This window comes from Fulvimonas sp. R45, assembly GCF_030504985.1.
In the GTDB taxonomy this organism is placed as follows: domain Bacteria; phylum Pseudomonadota; class Gammaproteobacteria; order Xanthomonadales; family Rhodanobacteraceae; genus Rhodanobacter_A.
The window spans coordinates 204,264-226,881 of the sequence record NZ_JASERU010000002.1 but is presented as its reverse complement, the minus strand read 5'-3'; the positions used below and the strand labels follow the sequence as shown (position 1 = coordinate 226,881).

The following is a 22,618-nucleotide window of genomic DNA, read 5'->3' as shown; positions in this document are numbered from 1 at the left end:
GAAACCGGCCGCGACACGCCTTGCATTACATCGAAGGCACGCGTCCGCATTCGAAAACCATTAGAAGTGTCATGGCAATGGGGGAGGGCGAAACCATGAATCTCAAGCGCAAGTTGCTTGTCCTGGCCTTGGCGTCGATCGGCATCGGCATGGGCTGCGAGGTCCACGCGGCCGCGCCGTCGCACGCGCCGCAGGACGCCACCGGCAACAAGGCCGCCGCGCCGGCGGGCGGCCAGGCGCCATCCGCCGCCACGGACGACACCGGCAAGCCGAAACAGGACGACAAGTCCAGGAGCCGTCCGCAGGAAAAGCTCGCCCAGACCCTCAACACGATCACCGTGACGGGGTTCAGCCGCAGCGTCGAGACGTCGATCGACTACCAGCGCTACTCCGACAAGATCGAGAACGTGGTCACCGCCGCCGACATCGGCGGCCTGCCGGACCAGTCCATCGCCGACGCGCTGACCCGCCTGCCCGGCGTCGCCGCGCAGCGCATCGGGGGGCAGGCCTCGCAGATCAACATCCGCGGCCTGACCGGCAACTTCATCCAGACCACCCTGGACGGCCGCGTGCAGCCGTCGACCAGCGGCAGCAACTACATCCAGTTCGACGACTACCCGTCCGAGCTGATCCACCAGGTGTCCGTGTACAAGTCCTCGCAGGCCGACCTGATCGAGGGCGGCGTGGGCGGCACCATCGCGATGCAGACGGCCAACCCGCTGGAGAACCGCAAGGACCAGAGCTTCAACGTCGACGCGCGCGGCAGCTACAACTCGCGGGCCAGCGACGTGTACGGCGCCCACCCGCGCGCCTTCCGTTTCAGCGCGGCCTACCAGGGCAAGTTTCTCCACGACACCCTGGGCGTCGGCCTGGGCTTCGCCGAGCTGTCCCAGCCGCACGTGGCCGAGCAGTACGTCAACGAGTCGTACTCGAGCACGCCGGCGATCCTGGGCGGCAAGCCGGTCTACCTCAACACCGGCGTGCAGATCAACCAGGACGGCGGCTCGGAGCGCCGCCGCGGCTACATGGGCACCGTGGTCTGGCGGCCCGACGAGCATTTCACGCTGACCGGCACCGGGTTCTTCTCGAAGTTCCACGACGGCTCGTTCCAGCGCGGCATGCGTGCACAGCTGTTCACCAACGGCGGCGCGGTCATCACCGACCCGGTGGTGTCGTCCAGCGGCGCGCTGATCGGCGGCACGGCCAGCAGCATCCCGGGCGGCTTCTTCGGCATCCCCGGCCTGCAGGCGTTCTCCGTGGCGACCACCGCCAACGACCAGTCCAACGACGCCAACGTGTTTTCCGGCGGCCTCAACGCCAAGTGGCAGGACGGCCCGTGGACGGTGACGGCGGACTTCTCCGCCTCGCACGCGACGAGCCACACGGTGGGCTCCGACGTGACCGCCGACCCCTACGACGGCCTGGGCTCGGGGTTGCCGCTGATCGCCGACCAGTCGATGTCGTTCGCGCTGCATGGCCTGAACGTGGGCGACTTCTCGGTCGCCAACCCGGGCATGTACACCGACCTCGGCCGCATGGCGCTGTCCAGCTACAGCGTCTACCCGACCATCTACCACGACCGCATGAAGGCGTTCCGCACCACGGTGCAGTACGAGCTGGCCGACAACCCGGTCTTCTACGCCATCGAGGGCGGCCTCTACCTCAGCAACCACGATTACGACGCCGACCGACAGGTCTGGCTGTACGGCTCCGCCTGGGGCCAGTACTGGCTGTCGACGCCGAACCAGCCGCCGCTGGCGCTGAACGCTGCCGACGCGGTGAAGACCTGCTGGAAGGGCGGCTCGTTCGGCAGCTTCCCCTGCTTCCTGGCGCTGGACGCCAACGCGATCCTGGCCGCGAACGGCATCGTGCCGAACCCGCAGAAGGACTGGTCGCAGAACTGGACCGAGACCCAGAGCGGCGGCGTGAACGTCAAGATCCGCGACGCCTTCCTGCAGGGCGACATCGACACCACCGTGTTCGGCCGCGAGCTGACCGGCAACGTGGGCCTGCGCGTGGTGCACACCTCGCAGTACAGCCCCGGCCTGCAGCAGGTCGGCGACGGCAAGGGCGAGCCGATCGCCGACGGACGCGGCGTGGTCAGCACCGATTACGTCCGCGTCAACCCCGGCCAGACCTATACCGACTACCTGCCGTCGCTGAACCTCAACCTGCACCTGGACGACGACAACCAGGTCCGCTTCGCCGCCGCCAAGGTGATGTCGCGCCCGCCGATCGACCTGCTCAAGTCCGGCGTCGCCTCGTTCATCTTCAACGGCACCTACAATCTCACCAGCGGCACCAATCCGCTGCTGGACCCGATGTACGCCACGCAGTACGACCTGAGCTTCGAGCACTACTTCCCCGATTCCAGCGGCGCCTTCGTGGCCGACGTGTTCTACAAGCACATCGATTCGTTCGTGCAGACCATCACCGACGAGAACTACGACTTCGCCGCCCACGGCTATACCGTCCCGGTCAATCCGCAGACCGGCAAGCCCTATCTCAACGGCGAATTCCAGACCGCCTACAACAACACCAAGGGCGGCCACGTGCGCGGCATCGAGCTGCAGTTCCTGAAGACGCACTTCCTGCCGGGCGTCTGGTCCGGGCTGGGCGTAGCGCTCAACTACGCCTACACGGAAAGCGGCACCCAGGTGGATTCCGACCTGGGCGGCTTCCCGCAGAAGCAGAACCTGCCCGGCCTGTCGAAGCACGTGGCCAGCGCCGCGCTGTTCTTCGACCACGGCAGGTTCTCCACCCGGCTGGCGGCGAACTACCGCTCGCCGTTCGTGTCCGCGGCGCAGGTGGCTTTCAACTTCCAGACCGTCTACTTCGCCTCCGAGAAGGTGGTCGACTACCAGGCGGCCTACCACTTCAACGACCACCTGAGCGGCCTGTTCCAGGTCCTCAACCTGACCGACCAGCCGACCCGCACCTACTTCGGCAACACCACCCAGACCAGCACGATCCAGTACTTCGGCCGCACGTTCTACGCGGGCGTCGGCCTGAAGTTCTGACGCGGCACGCGATCCGATCCTGCCGGGAGAAGCCATGACTTCCACGCTCCACCGTTTCCGCAACGCGCTGCTCGCGCCCTGCGCGCTGGCTTCGCTGCTGGCCGCCGCGGCCGCCCCGGCCACGACCACCACGCCGGCGCCGCCGCCGGCGATCCGGGTGAACGTGGACGCCCAGGCCAAGGGCGCGCCCTTCCCGCACTTCTGGGAACGGATGTTCGGCTCCGGCCGCGCGGCGCTGGCCTTGCGCGCCAGCTACCGGCGCGACATGCGCATGGTGAAGCAGGCCACCGGCTTCGCCTACGTGCGCGCCCACGGCATCCTCGACGAGGACGTCGGGGTGTTCACCCTGGACAAGCAGGACCGGCCGATCTACAACTTTTCCTACGTCGACCAGATCTACGACGGCCTGCTCGCGCTCGGCGTGAAGCCCTACATCGAGCTGAGCTTCATGCCGCCGGACCTGGACAGCCACCCCGACGCCGCCAAGCCGTTCTTCTACAAGCTGCGCGCCTCGCCGCCGAAGAGCTACGCGTTGTGGGACGGCCTGATCGAGGCCTTCGCGCGGCACCTGGTCGCGCGCTACGGCATCGACGAGGTGTCGAGCTGGTATTTCGAGGCCTGGAACGAGCCCGACATCGCGTTCTGGAACGGCACGCCGGCGCAGGCCAGCTACTTCAAGCTCTACGACCACACCGCGCGCGACCTGAAGGCGGTCAGCCCGCGGCTGCGCGTGGGCGGCCCCGCGACCTCCGCCGTGGCCTGGATACCGGACTTCCTCAAGCACGCGCACGAACAGCATGTGCCGGTGGACTTCGTCAGCACGCACGCCTACGGCGACGTCTGTCCCGACGTGAGGAAGGTGCACCGGCAGATCGCCGCGTCGCCATACCCGCACCTGCCCTTCATCCTCAGCGAGTTCAACGCCGCGGCCTTCAACCGGCCCGACATCACCGACGCGACCTACATGGGCCCCTACCTGGCCAAGGTCATCCACGACTGCGACGGTCATGTGGACGTGATGAGCTTCTGGGCGTTCTCCGACGTGTTCGAGGAACAGGGCGTGGTGAAGACGCCGTTCTACGGCGGCTTTGGTCTGGTCGCCGAGCGCGGCATCCCGAAGCCCTCGTTCAACGCCTTCACCATGCTGCACCGGCTGGGCGACACCCGCCTGCCGGCCGGCGACGGCCCGGTGCTGGCCACGCGGCGCGGCGACGGCAGCCTGGTGCTGGCGCTGTGGAACTACGCCCCGCCGGTGAGCAGCGGGACGACCTACGTGCCCGGCCCGCCCAAGGGCGAGGCGAAGCGCTTCGAGGTCATCATCGACCATCCCGGCGGCATCGGCGAGGCCACGGTCTGGCGGCTGGACACGCGCCACGGCAACGTGATCCCGGCGTTCGACGCGATGGGCCGCCCCGACTATCCCAGCCTGGAGCAGATCCGCACGCTGCGCGAGGCCGCCCGCATGGCGGCGCCCGAGCACGTGGCGGTGCACGACGGCCGGTTCAACGTGGAGATCCCGCCGCAGGGGCTGGTGGTGGTGCAGTTGCGCTAGCCCTGCGGCGCGCCACTTCAAGGCACTGGCGGCTCGCTCCTGCCATACCTCACCTCGCCCCGGATCCGGTCCGGGGCAGGCTCTGAGCGCAGGCCCGCAGGGCCGGAGCCGAAGAGGCGCTCTGCGGGCGCTTCGACTCCGCCCGCTGTCGCAAGCTACGCTCAGCGCGAACGGCCTTCCTGTTTTTTGCCGAGCTTCGCCACCAGGCCCTGGAAGGCGAAGAGCCGTCCTGGCTCAGGCGGCCGTGGAACCGGCTGCGACGCTGGAACGCCGCACGATCAGATGGGTCGGCAGGCGGGTGGCGTGGACCGGCTTGCCCTCGATCAGATTGATCAGCGCCTCCACCAGCAGCCGGCCGGCGCGGCGCGTGTCCTGCACCACGGTGGTCAGCGGCGGGTGGACGCTCCGGGCCATGGCGATGTCGTCGAAGCCGACCACCGCCACGTCGTCGGGCACGCGCAGGCCGCGATCGGCCAGCGCGCGCATTGCGCCGATGGCGATCAGGTCGCTGGCGCCGAAGGCGGCGTCGAACGCCACGCCCCGGTCGAGCAGCGAAAGCACCGCGTCGTGGCCGGATTGTTCGGTGGTGATCGCGTCGATCCGCAACGCCGGGTCGATCTCCAGCCCGGCCGTGCGCAACGCCGCCTCGTAGCCGCGGTAGCGTTCCATCACCTCCGGCGAATGCTCGGGCGCGCCCAGGAAGGCGATGCGGCGGCGCCCCTGGGCCACCAGGTGCTCGGTCACCATGCGGCCGCCGAGCGGGTTGTCGCTGCCGATGGAGACGCCCAGCCGGTCCGGCAATGCCGAGCCCCAGCGCACGAAGCGCGTGCCCGACTGGACCAGCGCGTCGAGCTTGTGCCGGTAGTCGAGGAAATCGCCGTAGCCGAGCAGAATCAGCCCGTCCGCCTTGTGGCTGCCGGTGTACTCCGCATGCCAGTTGCGCGACATCTGCTGGAACGAGACCAGCAGGTCGTAGCCGCGCTCGGAGCAGACGCGGGCGATCGAACCCTGCATCGACAGGAAGAACGGGTTGATGTTCGACTCGTCGGAAGTGGGGTCCTCGAAGAACAGCAGGGCCAGCGTGCGGGTCTGCTGCAGGCGCAGGTTGGAGGCGTTCTTGTCGACGGTGTAGTCAAGCCGGCGGGCGATGTCCCGGATCCGGTCACGGGTCTTCTCGTTCACCATCGGGTCGCCGCGCAGCGCGCGCGACACCGTGGATTGCGACACGCCCGCCAGTTGGGCGATGTCCAGCGAAGTAGGCATTCGCATGTCCTCCGTGCCTGCCCTGCATCGGCAGCCCCTCGCAGGGAGTGTAGGGATGCCGCCACCGGCGCGGTAGTACCGCCCGCCCCGCAGGCCTGCCCGGCCTTACCCGCCGGCCTCCATGGTCATCGGGACGCCGGGAGGGGCTTCAGCCGCACTTCGAGTACCCGCAATTCAGGCAGGTCTGGCAACCATCCATCAGCACCAGCGCCTGGGTGTTGCACTTGGCGCACAGCGTGGCGCCGGGCGGGAAGCCATTGGCGTTGCCGTCGCCCTTGGCGGCCTCGGCGACCGGCTCGTCCTTCTTGCCGGCCGCCTGCTCGTAGGCGGCGCGCTTCTCGGCGATCAGGGCGCGCTGGCTGTCGCTCATCTCCGGGTCGTGGATGAGGCCGATGTTCTTCATATGCTGCTCGATCACCGCGCCGATCTCGGCCACGATGCTGGGCATGTACACGCCGCCGGCCTTGAAGTAGCCGCCGCGCGGGTCGAACACGGCCTTCAGCTCCTCCACGATGAAGGTGACGTCGCCGCCCTTGCGGAACACGGCCGAGAGGATGCGGGTGAGCGCCACGATCCACTGGAAGTGGTCCATGTTCTTCGAGTTGATGAAGATCTCGAAGGGGCGGCGCTGCTCGTACTTGGTGCCGGCGTTGAGCACGATGTCGTTGATGGTGACGTACAGCGCGTGCTCGAACAGCGGCGACTTGATCTTGAAGGTGGAGCCGATGAGCTGCTCGGGGCGCTCCAGGCTCTCGTGCATCTGGATGACCTCGGCCTGGCGCGGCTCGGCGGCCCTGGCCTTGGTTTCGGGTGCGGCGGCCGGCGCGGCCTTGTCCTCGGGCTTGACGACGTTGTAGCCCGTGATCTTCTTTTCGATCTTGATCGCCATGGTTCGTGTTCTTCCTGGTCGGATGGCGGCGCGCGGCGCTGAAAAAAGACACCCGGCCCGGCGCGCGGCCGGGCCGGGTGCGCTGGGACTTACTTCTTGCGGGCGGCCTTCCTGGCGGCGGGCTTCTTGGCCGCCTTCACGGTCGCCTTCTTGCTGGCAGTGGACCTCTTCGCCGCCTTGGCGGCTTTCTTGCTGGCGGCCTTCTTCGGGGCCGCCTTCTTCACGGCGGCTTTCTTCGCCGCTTTCTTGACCGCCTTCTTGGCGGCGACTTTCCGGGTGGCCTTCTTCGCCGCCTTCTTGGCGGGAGCGGCCTTCTTGGCGGTCTTCTTCGCGGCGGCCTTCTTCACCGCCTTCTTCGCGGTCTTCTTGGCGGCGGCCTTCTTCGCCGGAGCCTTCTTGGCGGCCTTCTTCGCAGGCGCCGCCTTCTTGGCGGCCTTCTTTGCGGCAGGTTTCTTCTTCGCAGCCGCCTTCTTGCGGGCCGGCGCCTTCCTGGCGGGCGCGGCCGCGGGAGCGGCGGGAGTCGCGACTGCCGCGGGAGCGGCCGGCGCCGTGCTGTCTTGCGTTTCGTTTTCGATGGACATGCGGGTGATCCCCTCGGGCAGTGGACTTGGTTTTGCTGCGGGACTTCGATCTAGAACTTGCCGTAGTACCCTTCCTTCAGGGCATCGAAGAGGTTGGCGGCGGTGTGCATTTCGCCGTCGTACTCCACTTCCTCGTTGCCCTTCAGTTCGATAACGCTACCGTCTTCCAGTTCGAAGTGGTAGAGGGTGTTGGCAAGGTCTGCTTCCTTCACCAGCACGCCCTGGAAGGCGGCCGGGTTGAAACGGAAGGTGGTGCATCCCTTCAGGCCCTGCTTGTAGGCGTAGAAGTAGATGTCCTTGAAGTCTTCGTAGGGGTAATCGGTGGGCACGTTGGCGGTCTTGGAAATGGACGAGTCGATCCATTTCTGCGCCGCGGCCTGGATGTCCACGTGCTCCTTCGGGCCGATGTCGTCGGCGGCCACGAAGTACTCGGGCAGCCGGGCCCGGGGGTCGTCGGAAAGCGGCATCGCGTCGGCGTTGATGAGGGCGCGGTAGGCGAGCAGCTCGTAGCTGTACACCTCGACCTTCTCCTTGGTCTTCTTGCCCTCGCGAATCACGTTGCGCGAGTAGTGGTGGGCGAAGCTGGGCTCGATGCCGTTGCTGGCGTTGTTGGCCAGCGAGAGGGAAATGGTGCCGGTGGGCGCGATCGAGCTGTGGTGGGTGAAGCGCGCGCCGGTCTCGGCGAGCTGCTCGACCAGGTTGGGCGCCACGCCGGCGATGCGCTGCATGTAGCGGCTGTACTTCGCGTGCAGCACGCGGCCGGGAATGGCGTCGCCGACCTTCCAGCCGTCCCGCGCCATCTCCGGGCGCTTGCGCAGCATGTCCCCGGTGACGGTGTAGTCCTTCGCCAGCACCGGCGCCGGCCCCTTTTCCTTCGCCAGGTCCAGCGCCACTTCCCAGCCGGCCACGGCCATCTCGCGCGAGACGTCCTCGGTGAAGGCCACCGCGTCGGCGCCGCCGTAGCGCATCTTCAGCATGGCCAGGGTGGAGCCGAGGCCGAGGAAGCCCATGCCGTGGCGGCGCTTGCCCAGGATCTCGTCGCGCTGCTGCTGCAGCGGCAGGCCGTTGATCTCGACCACGTTGTCGAGCATGCGGGTGAACACCTTCACCACCTCGCGGTACTCGTCCCAGTCGAAGCGGGCCTTGGGGCCGAACGGGTCGCGCACGAACATGGTGAGGTTCACCGAGCCGAGCAGGCAGGAGCCGTAGGGCGGCAGCGGCTGCTCGCCGCAGGGGTTGGTGGCGCGGATGTGCTCGCACCACCAGTTGTTGTTCATCTCGTTGACCTTGTCGATCAGGATGAAGCCGGGCTCCGCGTAGTCGTACGTGGAGACCATGATCATGTCCCACAGGTGCCGCGCCCGGATGTGGCCGTAGATCTTGCAGGCGACCAGGCCGTCCTCGCGCTCCACGTAGTTCTCGTGGGTGGGCCACTCGCGCCACACCACCTTCGCGGGGTCGGCGAGGTCCAGCTCGTCCTGTTCCTTCACGTGCACCGGGAACACCAGCGGCCAGTCCTGGTCGTGTTCGACCGCCTGCATGAAGCCGTCGGTGACCAGCAGCGAGAGGTTGAACTGGCGCAGCCGGCCGTCCTCGCGCTTGGCCTTGATGAATTCCTTCACGTCCGGGTGGCTGACGTCGAACGTGCCCATCTGCGCGCCGCGGCGGCCGCCGGCGGAGGAGACGGTGAAGCACATCTTGTCGTAGATGTCCATGAAGGACAGCGGGCCGGACGTGTACGCGCCCGCGCCCGACACGTACGCGCCGCGCGGGCGCAGCGTGGAGAACTCGTAGCCGATGCCGCAGCCGGCCTTCAGCGTGAGGCCCGCCTCGTGCACCTTCTCCAGGATGTCGTCCATCGAGTCGCGGATGGTGCCCGACACCGTGCAGTTGATCGTCGAGGTGGCCGGCTTGTGTTCCAGTGCGCCGGCGTTGGAGGTGATGCGGCCGGCCGGGATCGCGCCGTGGCGCAGCGCCCACAGGAAGCGCCCGTTCCAGTGCTCGCGCAGTTCCGGCGTGGCCTCCACCTCGGAGAGGGCACGCGCCACGCGCTGCCAGGTGCCGTCGATGCTGTCGTCCACCGGCTCGCCGGACTTGGTGCGCAGGCGGTACTTCTTGTCCCAGATGTCCTGCGAGGCGGGCTGCAGGGGGATGGGCGCGGCCTCGCGCTGGTTGGCCGGAGCACGCATGGTAGTCATCTTCTTCCCGATCTCCCGGGCGCCGGTGCGCCCGCTGGAATCACAATCCGCAGCCCCGCAAGCCGGCATCCGCCACCCGCATCTGGGCTCCCCGTCCTCACGAACACACAAGATGTTGTGGTTGCTGGTCGAGGTCGCAAGGTAATCCCGACACCGGGCGATGTAAAGTGCTTGCACGCCGCCGAGGAACCGCGGCCGCGCGCGCGAGTCGAACCAGCGCCGCCGCCCCCACGAGCACGCAGGAGAACGTCCATGTCGCATCGCCCTTCCCGCCATCCGCACTGGCTCGCCGCCGCCTTCGCCGCGCTGCTCGGCGCCGCCGCCGGCATGCCCGCCCGCGCCGGCCTGCCGCCGGCGGTGGACGGCCAGCCGCTGCCGTCGCTGGCGCCGATGCTGTCGCACGTGACGCCGGCGGTGGTGAACATCTCCACCAAGACCCGGGTGGCGGTGCGCGATGCCTATTTCGACGACCCGATCTTCCGCCAGTTCTTCGGCCTGCCCAGCCAGCCGCGCGAACGCGTGGAGCAGAGCCTGGGCTCGGGCGTGGTGGTGGATGCGGCCAAGGGCTACATCCTCACCAACAACCACGTGGTGGGCGGCGCCGACGACATCACCGTGACGCTGCAGGACGGCCGCACCTTCAAGGGCACCCTGGTCGGTACCGACCCGGCCACCGACATCGCGGTGGTGAAGATCCGGGCCGACCACCTGCAGGCGCTGCCGCTGGCCGATTCGTCGAAGCTGCGCGTGGGCGACTTCGTGGTGGCGGTGGGCGAGCCGTTCGGGCTGAGCGAGACGGTCACCTCCGGCATCGTCTCCGCGCTGGGCCGCTCGGGCCTGGGCCAGAACTCGTCAGGCACGGGGGGCTACCAGAACTTCATCCAGACCGACGCCTCGATCAACCCCGGCAACTCCGGCGGCGCGCTGGTGAACCTGCGCGGCGAGCTGGTCGGCATCAACTCGATGATCTTCTCGCCCTCGGGCGGCAACGTGGGCATCGGCTTCGCGATCCCTTCCAACCTCGCCGCCGAGGTGATGCGTCAGCTGGTCGCGCACGGCAAGGTCAGCCGCGGCACGCTGGGCCTGCAGACCCAGGACGTCACGCCGCGCATCGCGCGCATGCTGGGCCTGCCCGACGCCCACGGCGTGGTGGTGACGCGCGTGGCGCCCGGCTCCTCCGCCGACAAGGCCGGGCTGCAGGCCGGCGACGTCATCACCGCGCTGGACGGCAAGCCGCTCGGCGACAGCCAGCAGCTGCACAACGCCGAAGGCCTGCAGCCGGTCGGCAGCACGCTGCGCATGACCGTGCGCCGCAACGGCGGCGAGCGCCAGGTGAGCGCCACGCTGACGCCGGAGAAGCTCGCCACCGTCGCCGGCCGCGCGCTGGACCCGCGCCTGGCCGGCGTGACCTTCAGCGAACTGGGCGAGAACCAGCGCAGCCAGGGCCTGGCCGGCGTCGCCGTGGCCGCGGTGCGCGGCGACAGCGACGCGGCGCAGGCCGGCCTGCAGGTCGGCGACGTGGTGGTCGGCGTGGGCGACTACCGCGTCACCAGCGTGCGCGACCTGCAGCGCCTCGCCGGCGTGCAGCCGCGCCGGCTGGTGCTGGTGGTGGCCGGCCGCGACGGCCTTCGCTACGTGCCGATCCAGTAGCGCGTTTCCTGTACGCGACGGTTCGGCTACGCAGGTGCGATCCTTAACGCGAGCGCATGAGCGCGCTTGATGTTCCGGGCGCCCACCGCTGAAATACCGCGATTGCGTCACTGCATGCGCGCCGCGACGCCGGCACGCTTCCGTCACTCTCCTTTTGTCCAGGGTCGTCCTTTCATGTCCGTCCGTCTCGCCCGCCTGCTTCCCGCCGCCCTGATCGGCGCCAGCGTCGCCACCACCGCCTTCGCGGCCAGCCAGACCCTGGTGTGGCGCGGCGACGTCGTCACCGCGCACAGCGTGGTGGACGGCATGGCCAAGGCCTGGCAGAAGGCCGGCAAGGGCAGGCTCGAGGTGCAGCCGTTCAACACCGCCTCCGGCCTCGACGCGGTGAGCGGCGGCAGCGCCGACCTCGCCGGCAGCGTGCGCGGCAGCTCCGGCAGCGCGGAGGACGACGGCCTCACCTTCACGCCGGTGGCGTGGGACGGGCTGGTCATCATCACCAGCCCGTCCAACCCGGTGAGCGGACTGACCCTGAAGCAGCTGCACGACATCTACTACGGCAAGATCCACAACTGGAGCGAGGTCGGCGGCCCGAACGCGCCGATCGACGTGTACGCGGTGGCCAGCCCCGGCGACGGCGTGGAATACAGCCTGCGCCGCCTGCTGTTCGGCCGCGGCAACCAGCCGGTCGCCGCGCCGCGGCTCTACCTCAGCACCACCTCGCTGGAGCAGGGCATCGCGCTCGACCCGCACTCGCTGGGCGTCACCACGCTGTCCAGCGCCGCGGGCAACCGCCGGCTGAAGATGCTGCAGATCGACGGCAGCACGCCCAGCACGGCCAGCGTCTCCAGCGGCAGCTATCCGCTGTTCACGCCGATCTACCTGGTCACCCGCAGCAGCAGCCCGAAGGCCGCGGAGGCGCAGGCCTTCGTCGACTTCACCGGCAGCGCCGCGGGCAAGGCCGTGCTGCGCCAGCACCACCTGGTGCCCTACGCCGACGGTGCGGTGCTGGCGTCGCTGGACACCTCGCGCCGCGCGCGCATCCTGGCCGAGGTCGGCGCGCGCGCGCCGGTCACCGCGCCGGCCCGTCCGCCGATCTCCGCGCCGGGCGCCACCTACGCCTCGCGCTCCGCGATCGCGCCGACCTCGCCTCGCACGCTGGAGGCGCGCGAGGCGCTGGCCCGCCGCAACGCGGCGGCCGCCGGCATGACGGCCACCACCGCGGCCGCGAACCCGGCCACCCCGTCGCTCACTGCGGCGCATGGCAGCGTGGTGGCCGCCTCCTCGCTCGCCGCGACACGCGGCAGCGTGGTGGCCGCCCCGGCGCCGCAGGAAGAAGCCAGCCTCAAGGGCGTGCGCGGCGACGCCGTCACCGTGGCCGACGCCGCCAGCCGCGGCGGCGACTTCGCCCGCGTGCGCTCGGACAGCTACGTGAGCCATGACCGCGCCAAGGCGCCCGGGCGCACCAGGACCGCCGACCGCACCAGGGCGACCGCCGGCGTCGCCACCTACAAGGTGGCGGCCGGCGAGACGCTGTACTCCATCGCACGCAAGCACCACCTGGACGTGGCGCAGATCCGCAACTGGAACCACCTCGCCGACAACACCGTGCACCCGGGCCAGGTGCTGCGCCTCGGCGCGCGCTGAGGACGCACGCACCGCGGTGCGCATCCTCGCGCTGACGCTGGACCTGGACGACACGCTCTGGCCGGTGCTGCCGGCGCTGGAGCGCGCCGACCGCGAACTGGACGCCTGGCTGCAGGCGAACCATCCCGACGTGGCGTACCGCTGGCCGATCCCCGCCATGCGCGAGCTGCGCGCCCAGGTGGCCGCCGAGCGGCTGGACCTGGCGCACGACTTCACCGCCCAGCGCCACCTCACCATGCAGCGCGCGTTCGCCGCCTGCGGCATCGCCGAGGCGCCGCTGCAGGCGCTGTGGGAGGTGTACTTCAACGCGCGCAACAGCGTGGAGCTGTACCCCGACGCCCTGCCCGCGCTGCGCCGCCTCGCCGCGCGGCGCCCGCTGGCCAGCCTCACCAACGGCAACGCCGACCTCGAACGCATCGGCCTGCAGGCGCACTTCGCGCACCACGTCTGCGCCCGCGACACCGGCGTGGCCAAGCCCGACCCGCGCATCTTCCTCGCCGCCGCCGCGAAGCTGGGCGTGCCGCCGGAACAGATCCTGCACGTGGGCGACGACCCCGCAATGGACGTGGCCGGCGCCCGCGACGCCGGCCTGCGCACCGCCTGGATCAACCGCGCCGGCGCCGCCTGGCCGGACGCGCTGGGCGCCCCGCCCGAGCTCGACCTGCGCGAGCTCGGCGCGCTGGCCGACTGGCTCGACCTGCACGACGCCGGTGCGGCATAGGCAGCGCCGCCGAAAGCGCGCATCATGCACGGTCGACCTTGCACGATGGCGCGATGCGCCGAGGAATCCCCATGCCCGCCCTGATCGAACGTTCCGCCGCCCCGCGCCAGCGCACTGCCATCGAAGCCGTCGACGCCGCCCGCCTGGCCGCCGCGCGCAGGCGGCTCACCGCCGCGCAGCGGCGCTGGCTCGACGTCGCCGGCTTCGACGCCGCGCCCGGCCGCGTGGCCTTGCTGCCCGACGTCAGCGGCAAGCTGGAACGCGTGCTGGCGGGCGTGGACGCCGCCGAGCCGCTGGCCGCGCTGGCCGCGTTGCCGCTGCAACTGCCGGACGGCTGCTATCAGCTGGCCGGCGAAGGCGTGCCGCTGGACGCCACGCTGGCTGCGCTGGGCTGGGCGCTGGGCGCCTACCAGTTCACCCGCTACCGCAAGGCGAAGCGCGCGCCGGCCACGCTGGCGGTGGACGCCGCCACGCTCGCCGCCGTACAGCCGCTGGCCGAGGCCACCACGCAGGTGCGCGACCTGGTCAACACGCCCACCGAGGACATGGGGCCCGAGCAACTCGGCGACGCGGTGAAGGCGCTGGGCAAGGCGCACAAGGCCAAGGTGCGCGACTGGGTCGGCGACGAGCTGCTGAAGGCCAACTTCCCCACCATCCACGCGGTGGGCCGCGCCAGCCACCGCGCGCCGCGCCTGGTCGAGCTGGGCTGGGGCAAGGCCGGCGACCCGAAGCTGGTGATCGTGGGCAAGGGCGTGTGCTTCGACACCGGCGGCCTCGACCTGAAGCCCGCCGACGGCATGCGCTGGATGAAGAAGGACATGGGCGGCGCCGCGCACGCGATCGCGCTGGCCGGCCTGGTGATGCAGGCGCAGCTGCCGGTGCGCCTGACCCTGCTGGTGCCCGCGGTGGAGAACGCGGTGGCCGGCAACGCGCTGCGCCCCGGCGAGGTGGTCGTCACCCGCGCCGGCCACAGCGTGGAGATCGACAACACCGACGCCGAGGGCCGGCTGATCCTGTGCGACGCGCTGGCCTACGGCGCCGAGCAGCAGCCCGAGCTGATGATCGACTTCGCCACCCTGACCGGCGCGGCGCGCGTGGCGCTGGGCCCTGACCTGCCCGCGCTGTTCGGCAACGACGACGCGCTGGCCGAGGCCGCGCTGGCCGCCGGCCGCGACGTGGCCGACCCGCTGTGGCGGCTGCCGCTGTGGCGCCCGTACCGCAAGATGCTCGACTCCTACCTCGCCGACTTCGCCAACGCCGGGCCCTCGCGCCACGCCGGTGCGATCACCGCCGCGCTGTACCTGGAGCGCTTCGTGCCCGCCGGCCTGCCCTGGCTGCACCTGGACACCTACGCCTGGAACGACGCCGACCGCCCCGGCCGCCCGCGCGGCGGCGAGGCGATGGGCCTGCGCGCGCTGTTCGCGATGCTGCAGCGGCGCTATCGCAAGGCCTGACCCTACGGCCCCCGCTCGCGGGGGAAGCGCCCACGCCATGGCCCGGACGCTCTCCCGCCTGCGGGCGAGGGGCGAGGAGAGGGCGCCGGCAAGGCGCCGAGGCATGACTTCCGGCGATGTCACCCCGGCCACCAACGTGGCATGGTGCGGGGTTGGACTTCCCTGCGGAGAACCCCCATGCGCCCCCACCTGCTCGCGCTCGGCCTCGCCCTCGGCCTGGGCGGCACGGCCCTCGCCTACGCCGACACGCCCCCGTCCCAGCCGCCGCTGACCGCCCTGACCAAGGACTCCGGCACGCCGATGCCGGCCGAACAGAAGCGCGTGCATTTCGACCACGCCGGGCTGCACATCGCGGTGAAGCCTTCCACGCAGAGCATAGCCGCCAGCGCCACGCTCACCTTCAACGCGCTCGAATCCACCGACGTGCTGCTGCTGGACCTGGACCGCAACCTGCCGGTCAGCGCGGTCAGCGTGGACGGCCAGCCGCTGGCCGAGGGCGCCTGGAGCAACCCGGACGGCCGCCTGCGCGTCCGGCTGCCGCACGCCGTGGCCAAGGGCGACACGATCAGCGCCACCATCGCCTATGGCGGCAAGCCGCACGTGGCGAAGCGGGCGCCATGGGACGGCGGCTTCGTGTGGAGCCACACCAGGGGCGGCCAGCCCTGGGTGGGCAGCGCGGTGGAAGGCGAGGGCTGCGACCTGTTCTGGCCGTGCATCGACCAGCCCGACGGCAAGCCGGACCTGGTCGACCTGTACGTCACCGTGCCGAAGCCGCTGGTGGCGCCGGGCAACGGCGTGCTGGTCGGCGTCAGCGAGCAGGGCGGCACGCGCACGTACCACTGGCGCGCCAAGCACCCCACCACCTACGCCGTCTCGATCAACGTGGGCCCCTACCAGGAACTGAAGGGCGAGTACCACAGCCGCTTCGGCAACACGATCCCGTTGCACTACTGGTACCTGCCCGGCGAGGACGCGCAGGCGAAGGCGCTGTTCGCCGAGTTCCCGAAACTGCTGGACTTCTTCGAGGCGAAGATCGGCCCCTATCCGTGGGGCGACGAGAAGATGGGCGTGGTGGAGACACCCTACAAGGGCATGGAACACCAGACCATCAACGCCTACGGCAACGACTACGCGCAGGACGGCAGCGGCTTCGACTGGCTGCTGCAGCACGAGTTCGCGCACGAATGGTTCGGCAACCAGATGACCAACGCCAACTGGGACGACATGTGGCTGCACGAGGGCTTCGCCACCCTGATGCAGCCGCTGTACGCGCGCTGGCTGGACGGCGACGCCGAGTACTACGCCTGGCTCAACCGCCTGCGCATGCTGATCGAGAACCACCATCCGGTGGTGTCGGGCCAGCCGCGCACCGAGGAGCAGGTCTACGACGACAGCCGCGGCGGCCCCGGCCAGGACATCTACAACAAGGGTGCGCTGATGCTGCAGACGCTGCATCACCTGATCGGCGACCGGGCGTTCTACACCAGCGTCCGCGAGCTGGTCTACGGCCGCCCCGATCCGAAGCCCGGCAACTTCCGGCTGCAGTACCGCACCACCGCCGATTTCATGCGCATCGTGAACCAGGTGACCGGCAAGGACTACGACTGGTTCTTCAAGGTCTACCTGTACCAGGCCGCGCTGCCGAAGCTCGACGTGCGGCGCCACGACGGCATGCTGGAGCTGGCGTGGGAGGCGCCGGGCAACCTGCCGTTCCCGATGCCGGTGGATGTGCGCGTGGACGGCGCCGTGCATACCCTGCCGATGGTCGGCGGCCACGGCAGCCTCACGGTGCCGGCCGGCGCGCTGGTGACGATCGACCCGCGCTCGGTGCTGCTGCGCGACGAGCCGCGCGTCACCGGGTTCCAGCAGTGGATGCGACAGCAGCGGGCGCAACGCAAGGCGAAGCAGCACTGATGCCGGGCAGGCACGGACGGGCTGGAACGCCAGGCCTCGCCCGTACCCTCACTCCAACCCCTCCCCGACGGGAGGGGGCTCGAGCCATGACGACAGGCATGAAAAAGGCGGCGCCAAAGCGCCGCCTTTTTGTTCGGCCCGGAACCGGCGCGGCTCAGTGCGCGCTGGACGCCGCCGCGGCCGGCGCGGCCGCCGATGCCACCGCCGTGGCCAGCGGCTTGCCGCCGTAGGGCTCCACTTCCGCGGCCAGCTTCGGATCGGCCTTGATCAGGCCGATCGCGTCGAACAGCACGTGCGCGGTCTCCTTCAGCACCGGGTCGGGCGCCTTCTTGGCCGCCTTTTCGTCCTTCAGCTCCTGCTTCAGGCTGCGCTCGCCGGGGTTGAGGCCGTCGTCCAGCGCGTCGTCGGCGTCCACCTCGGCGACGTCGTTGCCGTCGATCGCCTTGTGGCGTGCGCGGAAACCGGCCTGGATCGCGTCGAGCTGCTTGCGCTCGGCATCGCGCGCGGCGAAGTTCAGCGACACCGTGGTGCGGTCGCGCATCTTCCGGTACTGCGCCAGCTCGTCCAGCATCAGCTTCCACGCCGGCGACTTGGCCACGCGCGCGTCGTGCATCTGCCTGAGCTGCGGCAACCACGCCTGCATGTCGGCCACCGGCTTGTAGTCGGCCGGCGCGATGTGGGTCCAGGCCAGCGCGTTGTCGTAGGTGGATTCGCCGAAGTCCTTCTCGTCGCCGTTCTTCGGATACTCGATGTCCGGCGTCACGCCCTTGAGCTGGGTGGAGCCGCCATTGATGCGGAAGAACTCGGCGATGGTCATCTTCAGCTCGCCGTACTGCGGCTTGCCCTTGCCGTCCTGGCTGGCGAAGCGGTCGAGGTCGACCAGGTTCTGCACCGTGCCCTTGCCGAAGGTGGGCGTGCCGATGATCAGGCCGCGGCCGTAGTCCTGGATCGCGGCGGAGAAGATCTCCGAGGCCGACGCCGTGCCGCGGTTCACCAGCACCGCCAGCGGGCCGCTCCAGGCCATGCCCGGCTGGTCGTCGCCCTGCACGTCGACCTGGCCGCGCGCGTCGCGCACCTGCACCACCGGGCCCTTGTCGATGAACAGGCCGGTGAGCTCGTTGGCCTCGTACAGCGAGCCGCCACCGTTGTTGCGCAGGTCCATCACCACGCCCTGCACGCCCTCGGCCTTCAGCTCGCCGAGCAGGCGGGCCACGTCGCGGGTGGCGCTCTTGAAGTCCTTGTCGCCTTCGCGGCGGGCGCCGAAGTCGGAGTAGAACGTGGGCAGCTCGATCACGCCGATCTTGCGGGTGACGCCGCCGTCGGTGACCGTGATGACCTTCTTCTTGGCCGCCTGCTCCGCGATGGTGACCTTCTTGCGCACCAGCGACACCAGCTCGTGCTTGCCGTCCAGGCCGGTGCTGGCGGGGATGATCTCCAGCCGCACGGTGGTGTCCTTCTTGCCGCGGATCAGGTTGACCACGTCGTCCAGGCGCCAGCCGATCACGTCCACCATCGGCCCGCTGTCGCCCTGGCCCACGGCCACGATGCGGTCGCCGACGTGCACCTTGCCGGACTTCGCGGCCGGGCCGGCCGGCACCACCTCGCGGATCTGGGTGTAGTCGTCTCGCGCCTGCAGCACCGCGCCGATGCCTTCCAGCGACAGCTTCATCGCGATGTCGAAGTTCTGCGCCTCGCGCGGGCCGAGGTAGTCGGTATGCGGGTCGGTGGACTCGGCGTAGGCGCTCATGAAGGTCTGGAACGCGTCCTCGCCGTCGAGCTGGCGCACGCGGTCGATGTAGCCGCTGTAGCGCTTGTCGAGCACCTTGCGGATCTCGTCGTCGCTCTTGCCGGCCAGCTTCAGGCGCAGCCAGTCGTTCATGGTGCGCTTGCGCCACAGCTCGTCCAGCGCGGCCTGGTCCTTCGGCCAGTCGGCGTGCTTGCGGTCGAAGTCGTAGGTGGCGTCGGTGCCGAAGTCGAAGCCTTTCTTCAGCAGGCCGCGCGCGTAGTTCATGCGGTCCACCGCGCGCAGGATGTACTGGTTGAAGATGTCGAACGGCCCGGACAGGTCCTCGTTCCAGATCGCGTCGTCGAACTGGTCCTTGTACCTGGCGAACTTCGCCATGTCCTGCTGGGTGAAGAACACCTTCTCCCCGTCCAGCATCTTGAAGTAGGCCTTGTAGATCTTCTCCGACATCGCATCGTCGAGCGGCTGCGCGTCGTAGTGGAAGCGGGTCAGGAAGCGCGCGGAGAGCTGCGCCGCCTGCGCCTCGTCGGCGGTGGGCTTGAGCGGCAGCGTGGACTGCTTGCGCGGCTTGGCGGTGGCGCCGAGGTCGGCCGCGGATTGGGCGGCGCAGACGGGCGCGGCGACGACAAGGGCCAGCAGCAGGGCGAGCGCGGGGCGGAAGGTCATGGAGGTCTCGGAGGGGTCAGGCTTGCTCGGTGACGCCGGCCGCGTGGGCCTGCAGGTCGGCGTGGTAGGACGAACGCACCAGCGGGCCGGAGGCGACGTGATGGAAGCCCATCGCCTCGCCCTCCCTGCGCAGGTCGTCGAATTCCTCGGGGGTCCAGTAGCGCACCACGGGGTGGTGGTGCGGTGTGGGCTGCAGGTACTGGCCGATGGTGATCATCTCGACGTCGTGCGCGCGCAGGTCGCGCATGGTCTCGAGCACCTGCTCGCGCGTCTCGCCCAGACCCAGCATGATGCCGGACTTGGTCGGCACGTCGGGATGCTGCGCCTTGAAGCGCTTGAGCAGGTCCAGCGACCACTGGTAGTCGGCGCCGGGACGCACTTCGCGGTAGAGGTGCGGCACGGTTTCCAGGTTGTGGTTGAACACGTCCGGCGGGAAATCCTTCAGCACGTCCAGCGCGCGCTCCATGCGGCCCTTGCCGCGGAAGTCGGGCGTGAGGATCTCGATCTTGATGTTCGGGCTGGCATGGCGCACCGCGCGGATGCAGCTGGCGAAGTGCTCGGCGCCGCCGTCGCGCAGGTCGTCGCGGTCCACCGAGGTGATCACCACGTACTTCAGCCGCATGTCGCGGATGGTCTCGGCCAGGCGCGCCGGCTCCAGCGGGTCGGGCGGCTGCGGGCGGCCGTGGGCCACGTCGCAGAACGAGCAGCGCCGCGTGCACACCTCGCCGAGGATCATGAAGGTGGCGGTGCCCTTGCTGAAGCACTCGTGGATGTTCGGGCACGAGGCTTCCTCGCACACCGTCACCAGCGCGTTCTCGCGCAGCCGCGCCTTGAGCTGCTGCACGGCGTTGCCCTGAGGCAGCCGCACCCGGATCCACGAGGGTTTGCGCAGCACCGGCACGGCGGTGTCGAAGCCGGCGCGGTTGAGGGCGATCTTGTCGTTGCCGAGCTGCTTCTCCGCCGCCGGGGTGCCGGCGACGACGCTGATCGGGATGGTCTTGTTCGGGGAAGCGGCGACGTCGCTCATGCGGATTCGCGTGCGGGGAGTACGGGGATGGCGGGGGCGGCGGGCTCGGCCTGGAACCCGAACTGGCGGCAGAACTCCTCCACCAGCGCGTCTTCCACGTCGGCCAACCGTGACGGGCCGCCCAAGTCTAGCACCTGCGTGACCTCCAAACCCTTGTAGCCGCAGGGATTGATGCGATGGAACGGCTCCAGGTCCATGGCCACGTTGAAGGCCAGGCCGTGGAAGCTGCAGCCGCGGCGCACGCGCAGGCCCAGCGCGGCCACCTTGGCGCCGTCCACGTAGACGCCCGGGGCGCCCTCCACCCGCCCGGCGCGGATGTCCCAGTGCGCCAGCGTATCGATCAGCGCCTGCTCGATCCGGTTCACCAGCTCGCGCACACCCACGCCGGCACGGCGCAGGTCGATCAGCGGGTAGCCCACGATCTGGCCGGGGCCGTGGTAGGTGACCTGGCCGCCGCGGTCCACCGGGATCACCGGGATCCCGCCCGGCGCCAGCACGTGCTCCATCTTGCCGGCCTGGCCCAGGGTGAACACCGGGTCGTGCTCCAGCAGCCACAACTCGTCCGCGGTGTCGGCGGTGCGCTGGTCGGTGAACGCGCTCATCGCCTTCCAGGTCGCCTCGTAGGGTTGGCGGCCGAGGCGGCGGATCTTGAGCGGGAGGGGCATGGCAAAACCTGCGGATGGACTCGGTGGGGCGGAAATGCGGCCGCCGGACCGCCCGGGCAAGGCGGCGGGCCGGCGAAGGCCGCTACATCGTGTAGCGGATGCCCGGATCGGCCCGCAGCGCGGCATGCGCCGCGTCGTACTGCTCGCGCGTGTCGCAGCGGAAGCTCACCGTAACGGACAGAAAATTGCCCTCGCGTGAATGGCGGTGCCGCACGGTCTCGTGCAGCACGTGCAGGCCCAGGCCTTCGAGGATCCGCGGCACGCGCGCCTTCAGGTCGCCTTCGGCGCTGCCCATGGCGGTGATCTCGAACTCGCCCGGGAAGACGAAGCCCTTGCCCTCGCGCCGCGCCTGGCTGAAGTCGATCTCGCGCATCACTTGGCGTCCGCGGCCGGCGCCGCGGCGTCGACCTTCCTGTCGTGGTGGAACCACAGCAGGATCGAATCCCACAGCCGCTTGAAGAAACCGCCCTGCGGCGCGTCCTGCAGCGCGATCAGCGGCACGTCCTGCAGCGGCTGGCCGTCCAGGGTGACGTGCAGCGTGCCCACCTGCTGGCCCTTCTTGAACGGGGCGATCAGGGTGGCGGGGATGTCCATCGAGGCCTTCAGCTTGTCGTACTGGCCGGTCTTCACCGTCACCAGCAGGTCGTGCGCCACGCCGATCGGCAGCTGGTCGGCCTCGCCCTTCCACAGCTTCGGCGTGGCCAGCGGCTTGCCGGCCTCGTACAGCTTGTGGGTCTCGTAGAAGCGGAAGCCGTAGTTGAGCAGGGCCATCGCCGAGTCGGCGCGGGCGCGGTTGGTGCTGGCGCCCATCACCACCGCGATCATGCGCTCGTCGCCATGCTTGGCCGAGGCGTCCAGGCAGAAGCCGGCGGCGGCGGTGTGGCCGGTCTTGATGCCGTCCACCGCCGGGTCGCGCCACAGCAGTTCGTTGCGGTTCTGCTGCTTGATGCCGTTCCACTCGAACTCCTTGATCTTGGAGATCGCGTAGTCCTCGGGGAAGTCGTGGATCAGGGCGCGCGACAGCACCGCGATGTCGCGGGCGGTGGAGTAGTGGTCCGCCACCGGGTAGCCGGACGCGTTGGAGAAGTGCGTGGAGGTCATGCCGAGCTGCTTGGCGTAGGCGTTCATCAGGCCCACGAAGGCGTCCTCGGAGCCGGCGGTGTGCTCGGCCAGCGCGATCGCCGCGTCGTTGCCGGACTGGATGATCATGCCCTTGAGCAGGTCGCCCAGCTTCACCTGGCTGCCCAGCTTGAGGAAGCTGGTGGAGCCGTCGGTGCCCGCGCCGCCGGCGCGCCATGCGTGCTCGCTGATGCTGACCATGTCGTCCGGGTGGACGCGGCCGGCGGCGATCTCGGCGGAGACCACGTAGTCGGTCATCACCTTGGTCAGCGAGGCCGGTTCGCGGCGCTCGTCGGGGTTCTTCGAGGCGATGATCTGGCCGGTGGCGTAATCCATCAGCACCCAGCTCTGCGCGTCCACGTCCGGCGGCGGCGGCACCGGCATCTGCGGCGCCACCGGCTTCGGTATCGGCTGGGGCCGGGGCGGCGCCTGCTGGGCGAGGGCGACGCCCGCGGTCAGGGCGACGGCGGCGAGGGTGGCGAGGGAACGGCGAAGCAGGCTCATCACGATG

16 protein-coding genes are annotated in these 22,618 nt (G+C 69.9%); 7 read left to right on the top strand and 9 right to left on the bottom strand.

Annotation, left to right across the window (positions count from 1 at the left end; genetic code table 11):
- Nucleotides 1-95: 95 nt before the first annotated feature.
- Both QMK61_RS02560 and QMK61_RS02555 read left to right on the top strand, forming a co-directional pair.
- The gene (locus tag QMK61_RS02560) at nucleotides 96-3,020 is read left to right on the top strand and encodes a TonB-dependent receptor (RefSeq protein WP_302070207.1); all 2,925 of its coding nucleotides are present in this window, start codon (nucleotides 96-98) and stop codon (nucleotides 3,018-3,020) included.
- A gap of 34 nt (nucleotides 3,021-3,054) precedes the next feature.
- Nucleotides 3,055-4,572: a glycosyl hydrolase gene (locus QMK61_RS02555; protein WP_302070205.1), complete on the top strand. Its 1,518-nt coding sequence runs from the start codon at nucleotides 3,055-3,057 to the stop codon at nucleotides 4,570-4,572.
- A gap of 234 nt (nucleotides 4,573-4,806) precedes the next feature.
- Here QMK61_RS02555 and QMK61_RS02550 read toward each other — a convergent pair whose 3' ends face one another.
- From QMK61_RS02550 to QMK61_RS02535, 4 genes are all read right to left on the bottom strand, one after another.
- Complete coding sequence (locus QMK61_RS02550) at nucleotides 4,807-5,841, bottom strand: LacI family DNA-binding transcriptional regulator (RefSeq protein ID WP_302070204.1); 1,035 nt, start codon at nucleotides 5,839-5,841, stop codon at nucleotides 4,807-4,809.
- A gap of 142 nt (nucleotides 5,842-5,983) precedes the next feature.
- Nucleotides 5,984-6,724, bottom strand: a complete 741-nt coding sequence (locus QMK61_RS02545; RefSeq protein ID WP_302070203.1) for an NrdJb — start codon at nucleotides 6,722-6,724, stop codon at nucleotides 5,984-5,986.
- Between the two features lie 89 nt (nucleotides 6,725-6,813).
- The gene (locus tag QMK61_RS02540; RefSeq protein ID WP_302070202.1) at nucleotides 6,814-7,305 is read right to left on the bottom strand and encodes a hypothetical protein; all 492 of its coding nucleotides are present in this window, start codon (nucleotides 7,303-7,305) and stop codon (nucleotides 6,814-6,816) included.
- A gap of 50 nt (nucleotides 7,306-7,355) precedes the next feature.
- Nucleotides 7,356-9,503 (bottom strand): adenosylcobalamin-dependent ribonucleoside-diphosphate reductase, encoded by a 2,148-nt coding sequence (locus QMK61_RS02535; protein ID WP_302070201.1) that lies wholly within the window; start codon nucleotides 9,501-9,503, stop codon nucleotides 7,356-7,358.
- Between the two features lie 252 nt (nucleotides 9,504-9,755).
- Between QMK61_RS02535 and QMK61_RS02530 the strand changes: the two genes are divergently transcribed.
- The 5 genes from QMK61_RS02530 (at nucleotide 9,756) to QMK61_RS02510 (ending at nucleotide 16,886) form a co-directional block, all read left to right on the top strand.
- Nucleotides 9,756-11,153: a Do family serine endopeptidase gene (locus tag QMK61_RS02530; protein WP_302070200.1), complete on the top strand. Its 1,398-nt coding sequence runs from the start codon at nucleotides 9,756-9,758 to the stop codon at nucleotides 11,151-11,153.
- 174 nt (nucleotides 11,154-11,327) lie between these two features.
- Nucleotides 11,328-12,797 carry a substrate-binding domain-containing protein gene (locus QMK61_RS02525; protein WP_302070199.1) on the top strand — a complete coding sequence of 490 codons (1,470 nt, stop codon included), beginning with the start codon at nucleotides 11,328-11,330 and terminating at the stop codon, nucleotides 12,795-12,797.
- 16 nt (nucleotides 12,798-12,813) lie between these two features.
- On the top strand, nucleotides 12,814-13,518 hold the full coding sequence (locus QMK61_RS02520; RefSeq protein WP_302070198.1) for an HAD family hydrolase: 705 nt from the start codon (nucleotides 12,814-12,816) through the stop codon (nucleotides 13,516-13,518).
- Between the two features lie 71 nt (nucleotides 13,519-13,589).
- Nucleotides 13,590-14,972, top strand: a complete 1,383-nt coding sequence (locus QMK61_RS02515) for a leucyl aminopeptidase family protein (protein WP_302070196.1) — start codon at nucleotides 13,590-13,592, stop codon at nucleotides 14,970-14,972.
- 177 nt (nucleotides 14,973-15,149) lie between these two features.
- The gene (locus QMK61_RS02510) at nucleotides 15,150-16,886 is read left to right on the top strand and encodes a M1 family metallopeptidase (RefSeq protein ID WP_302070194.1); all 1,737 of its coding nucleotides are present in this window, start codon (nucleotides 15,150-15,152) and stop codon (nucleotides 16,884-16,886) included.
- 154 nt (nucleotides 16,887-17,040) lie between these two features.
- Here the strand turns inward: QMK61_RS02510 and QMK61_RS02505 are convergent, their stop codons facing one another.
- The 5 genes from QMK61_RS02505 to QMK61_RS02485 all read right to left on the bottom strand — a co-directional run bounded on the left by QMK61_RS02505 (nucleotide 17,041) and on the right by QMK61_RS02485 (nucleotide 22,611).
- Nucleotides 17,041-19,296 carry a carboxy terminal-processing peptidase gene (locus QMK61_RS02505; RefSeq protein ID WP_302070193.1) on the bottom strand — a complete coding sequence of 752 codons (2,256 nt, stop codon included), beginning with the start codon at nucleotides 19,294-19,296 and terminating at the stop codon, nucleotides 17,041-17,043.
- A gap of 16 nt (nucleotides 19,297-19,312) precedes the next feature.
- The gene (lipA, locus tag QMK61_RS02500; RefSeq protein ID WP_302070192.1) at nucleotides 19,313-20,323 is read right to left on the bottom strand and encodes a lipoyl synthase; all 1,011 of its coding nucleotides are present in this window, start codon (nucleotides 20,321-20,323) and stop codon (nucleotides 19,313-19,315) included.
- Complete coding sequence (gene lipB, locus QMK61_RS02495) at nucleotides 20,320-20,988, bottom strand: lipoyl(octanoyl) transferase LipB (protein ID WP_302070191.1); 669 nt, start codon at nucleotides 20,986-20,988, stop codon at nucleotides 20,320-20,322. Before lipB ends, lipA begins: the two co-directional genes overlap by 4 nt.
- 82 nt (nucleotides 20,989-21,070) lie before the next feature.
- The gene (locus QMK61_RS02490; RefSeq protein WP_302070190.1) at nucleotides 21,071-21,361 is read right to left on the bottom strand and encodes a DUF493 family protein; all 291 of its coding nucleotides are present in this window, start codon (nucleotides 21,359-21,361) and stop codon (nucleotides 21,071-21,073) included.
- The gene (locus tag QMK61_RS02485) at nucleotides 21,361-22,611 is read right to left on the bottom strand and encodes a D-alanyl-D-alanine carboxypeptidase family protein (RefSeq protein WP_302070189.1); all 1,251 of its coding nucleotides are present in this window, start codon (nucleotides 22,609-22,611) and stop codon (nucleotides 21,361-21,363) included. Before QMK61_RS02485 ends, QMK61_RS02490 begins: the two co-directional genes overlap by 1 nt.
- Nucleotides 22,612-22,618: the final 7 nt, after the last annotated feature.

What these genes read in the sequence shown, in the direction of transcription:
- QMK61_RS02545 (WP_302070203.1), bottom strand. Translation starts at nt 6,724, where the DNA reads ATGGCGATCAAGATCGAAAAGAAGATCACGGGCTACAACGTCGTCAAG.
- QMK61_RS02560 (WP_302070207.1), top strand. Translation starts at nt 96, where the DNA reads ATGAATCTCAAGCGCAAGTTGCTTGTCCTGGCCTTGGCGTCGATCGGC.
- QMK61_RS02540 (WP_302070202.1), bottom strand. Translation starts at nt 7,305, where the DNA reads ATGTCCATCGAAAACGAAACGCAAGACAGCACGGCGCCGGCCGCTCCC.
- QMK61_RS02490 (WP_302070190.1), bottom strand. Translation starts at nt 21,361, where the DNA reads ATGCGCGAGATCGACTTCAGCCAGGCGCGGCGCGAGGGCAAGGGCTTC.
- QMK61_RS02535 (WP_302070201.1), bottom strand. Translation starts at nt 9,503, where the DNA reads ATGACTACCATGCGTGCTCCGGCCAACCAGCGCGAGGCCGCGCCCATC.
- QMK61_RS02525 (WP_302070199.1), top strand. Translation starts at nt 11,328, where the DNA reads ATGTCCGTCCGTCTCGCCCGCCTGCTTCCCGCCGCCCTGATCGGCGCC.
- QMK61_RS02530 (WP_302070200.1), top strand. Translation starts at nt 9,756, where the DNA reads ATGTCGCATCGCCCTTCCCGCCATCCGCACTGGCTCGCCGCCGCCTTC.
- lipA (WP_302070192.1), bottom strand. Translation starts at nt 20,323, where the DNA reads ATGAGCGACGTCGCCGCTTCCCCGAACAAGACCATCCCGATCAGCGTC.
- QMK61_RS02555 (WP_302070205.1), top strand. Translation starts at nt 3,055, where the DNA reads ATGACTTCCACGCTCCACCGTTTCCGCAACGCGCTGCTCGCGCCCTGC.
- QMK61_RS02510 (WP_302070194.1), top strand. Translation starts at nt 15,150, where the DNA reads ATGCGCCCCCACCTGCTCGCGCTCGGCCTCGCCCTCGGCCTGGGCGGC.
- QMK61_RS02505 (WP_302070193.1), bottom strand. Translation starts at nt 19,296, where the DNA reads ATGACCTTCCGCCCCGCGCTCGCCCTGCTGCTGGCCCTTGTCGTCGCC.
- lipB (WP_302070191.1), bottom strand. Translation starts at nt 20,988, where the DNA reads ATGCCCCTCCCGCTCAAGATCCGCCGCCTCGGCCGCCAACCCTACGAG.
- QMK61_RS02550 (WP_302070204.1), bottom strand. Translation starts at nt 5,841, where the DNA reads ATGCGAATGCCTACTTCGCTGGACATCGCCCAACTGGCGGGCGTGTCG.
- QMK61_RS02515 (WP_302070196.1), top strand. Translation starts at nt 13,590, where the DNA reads ATGCCCGCCCTGATCGAACGTTCCGCCGCCCCGCGCCAGCGCACTGCC.
- QMK61_RS02485 (WP_302070189.1), bottom strand. Translation starts at nt 22,611, where the DNA reads ATGAGCCTGCTTCGCCGTTCCCTCGCCACCCTCGCCGCCGTCGCCCTG.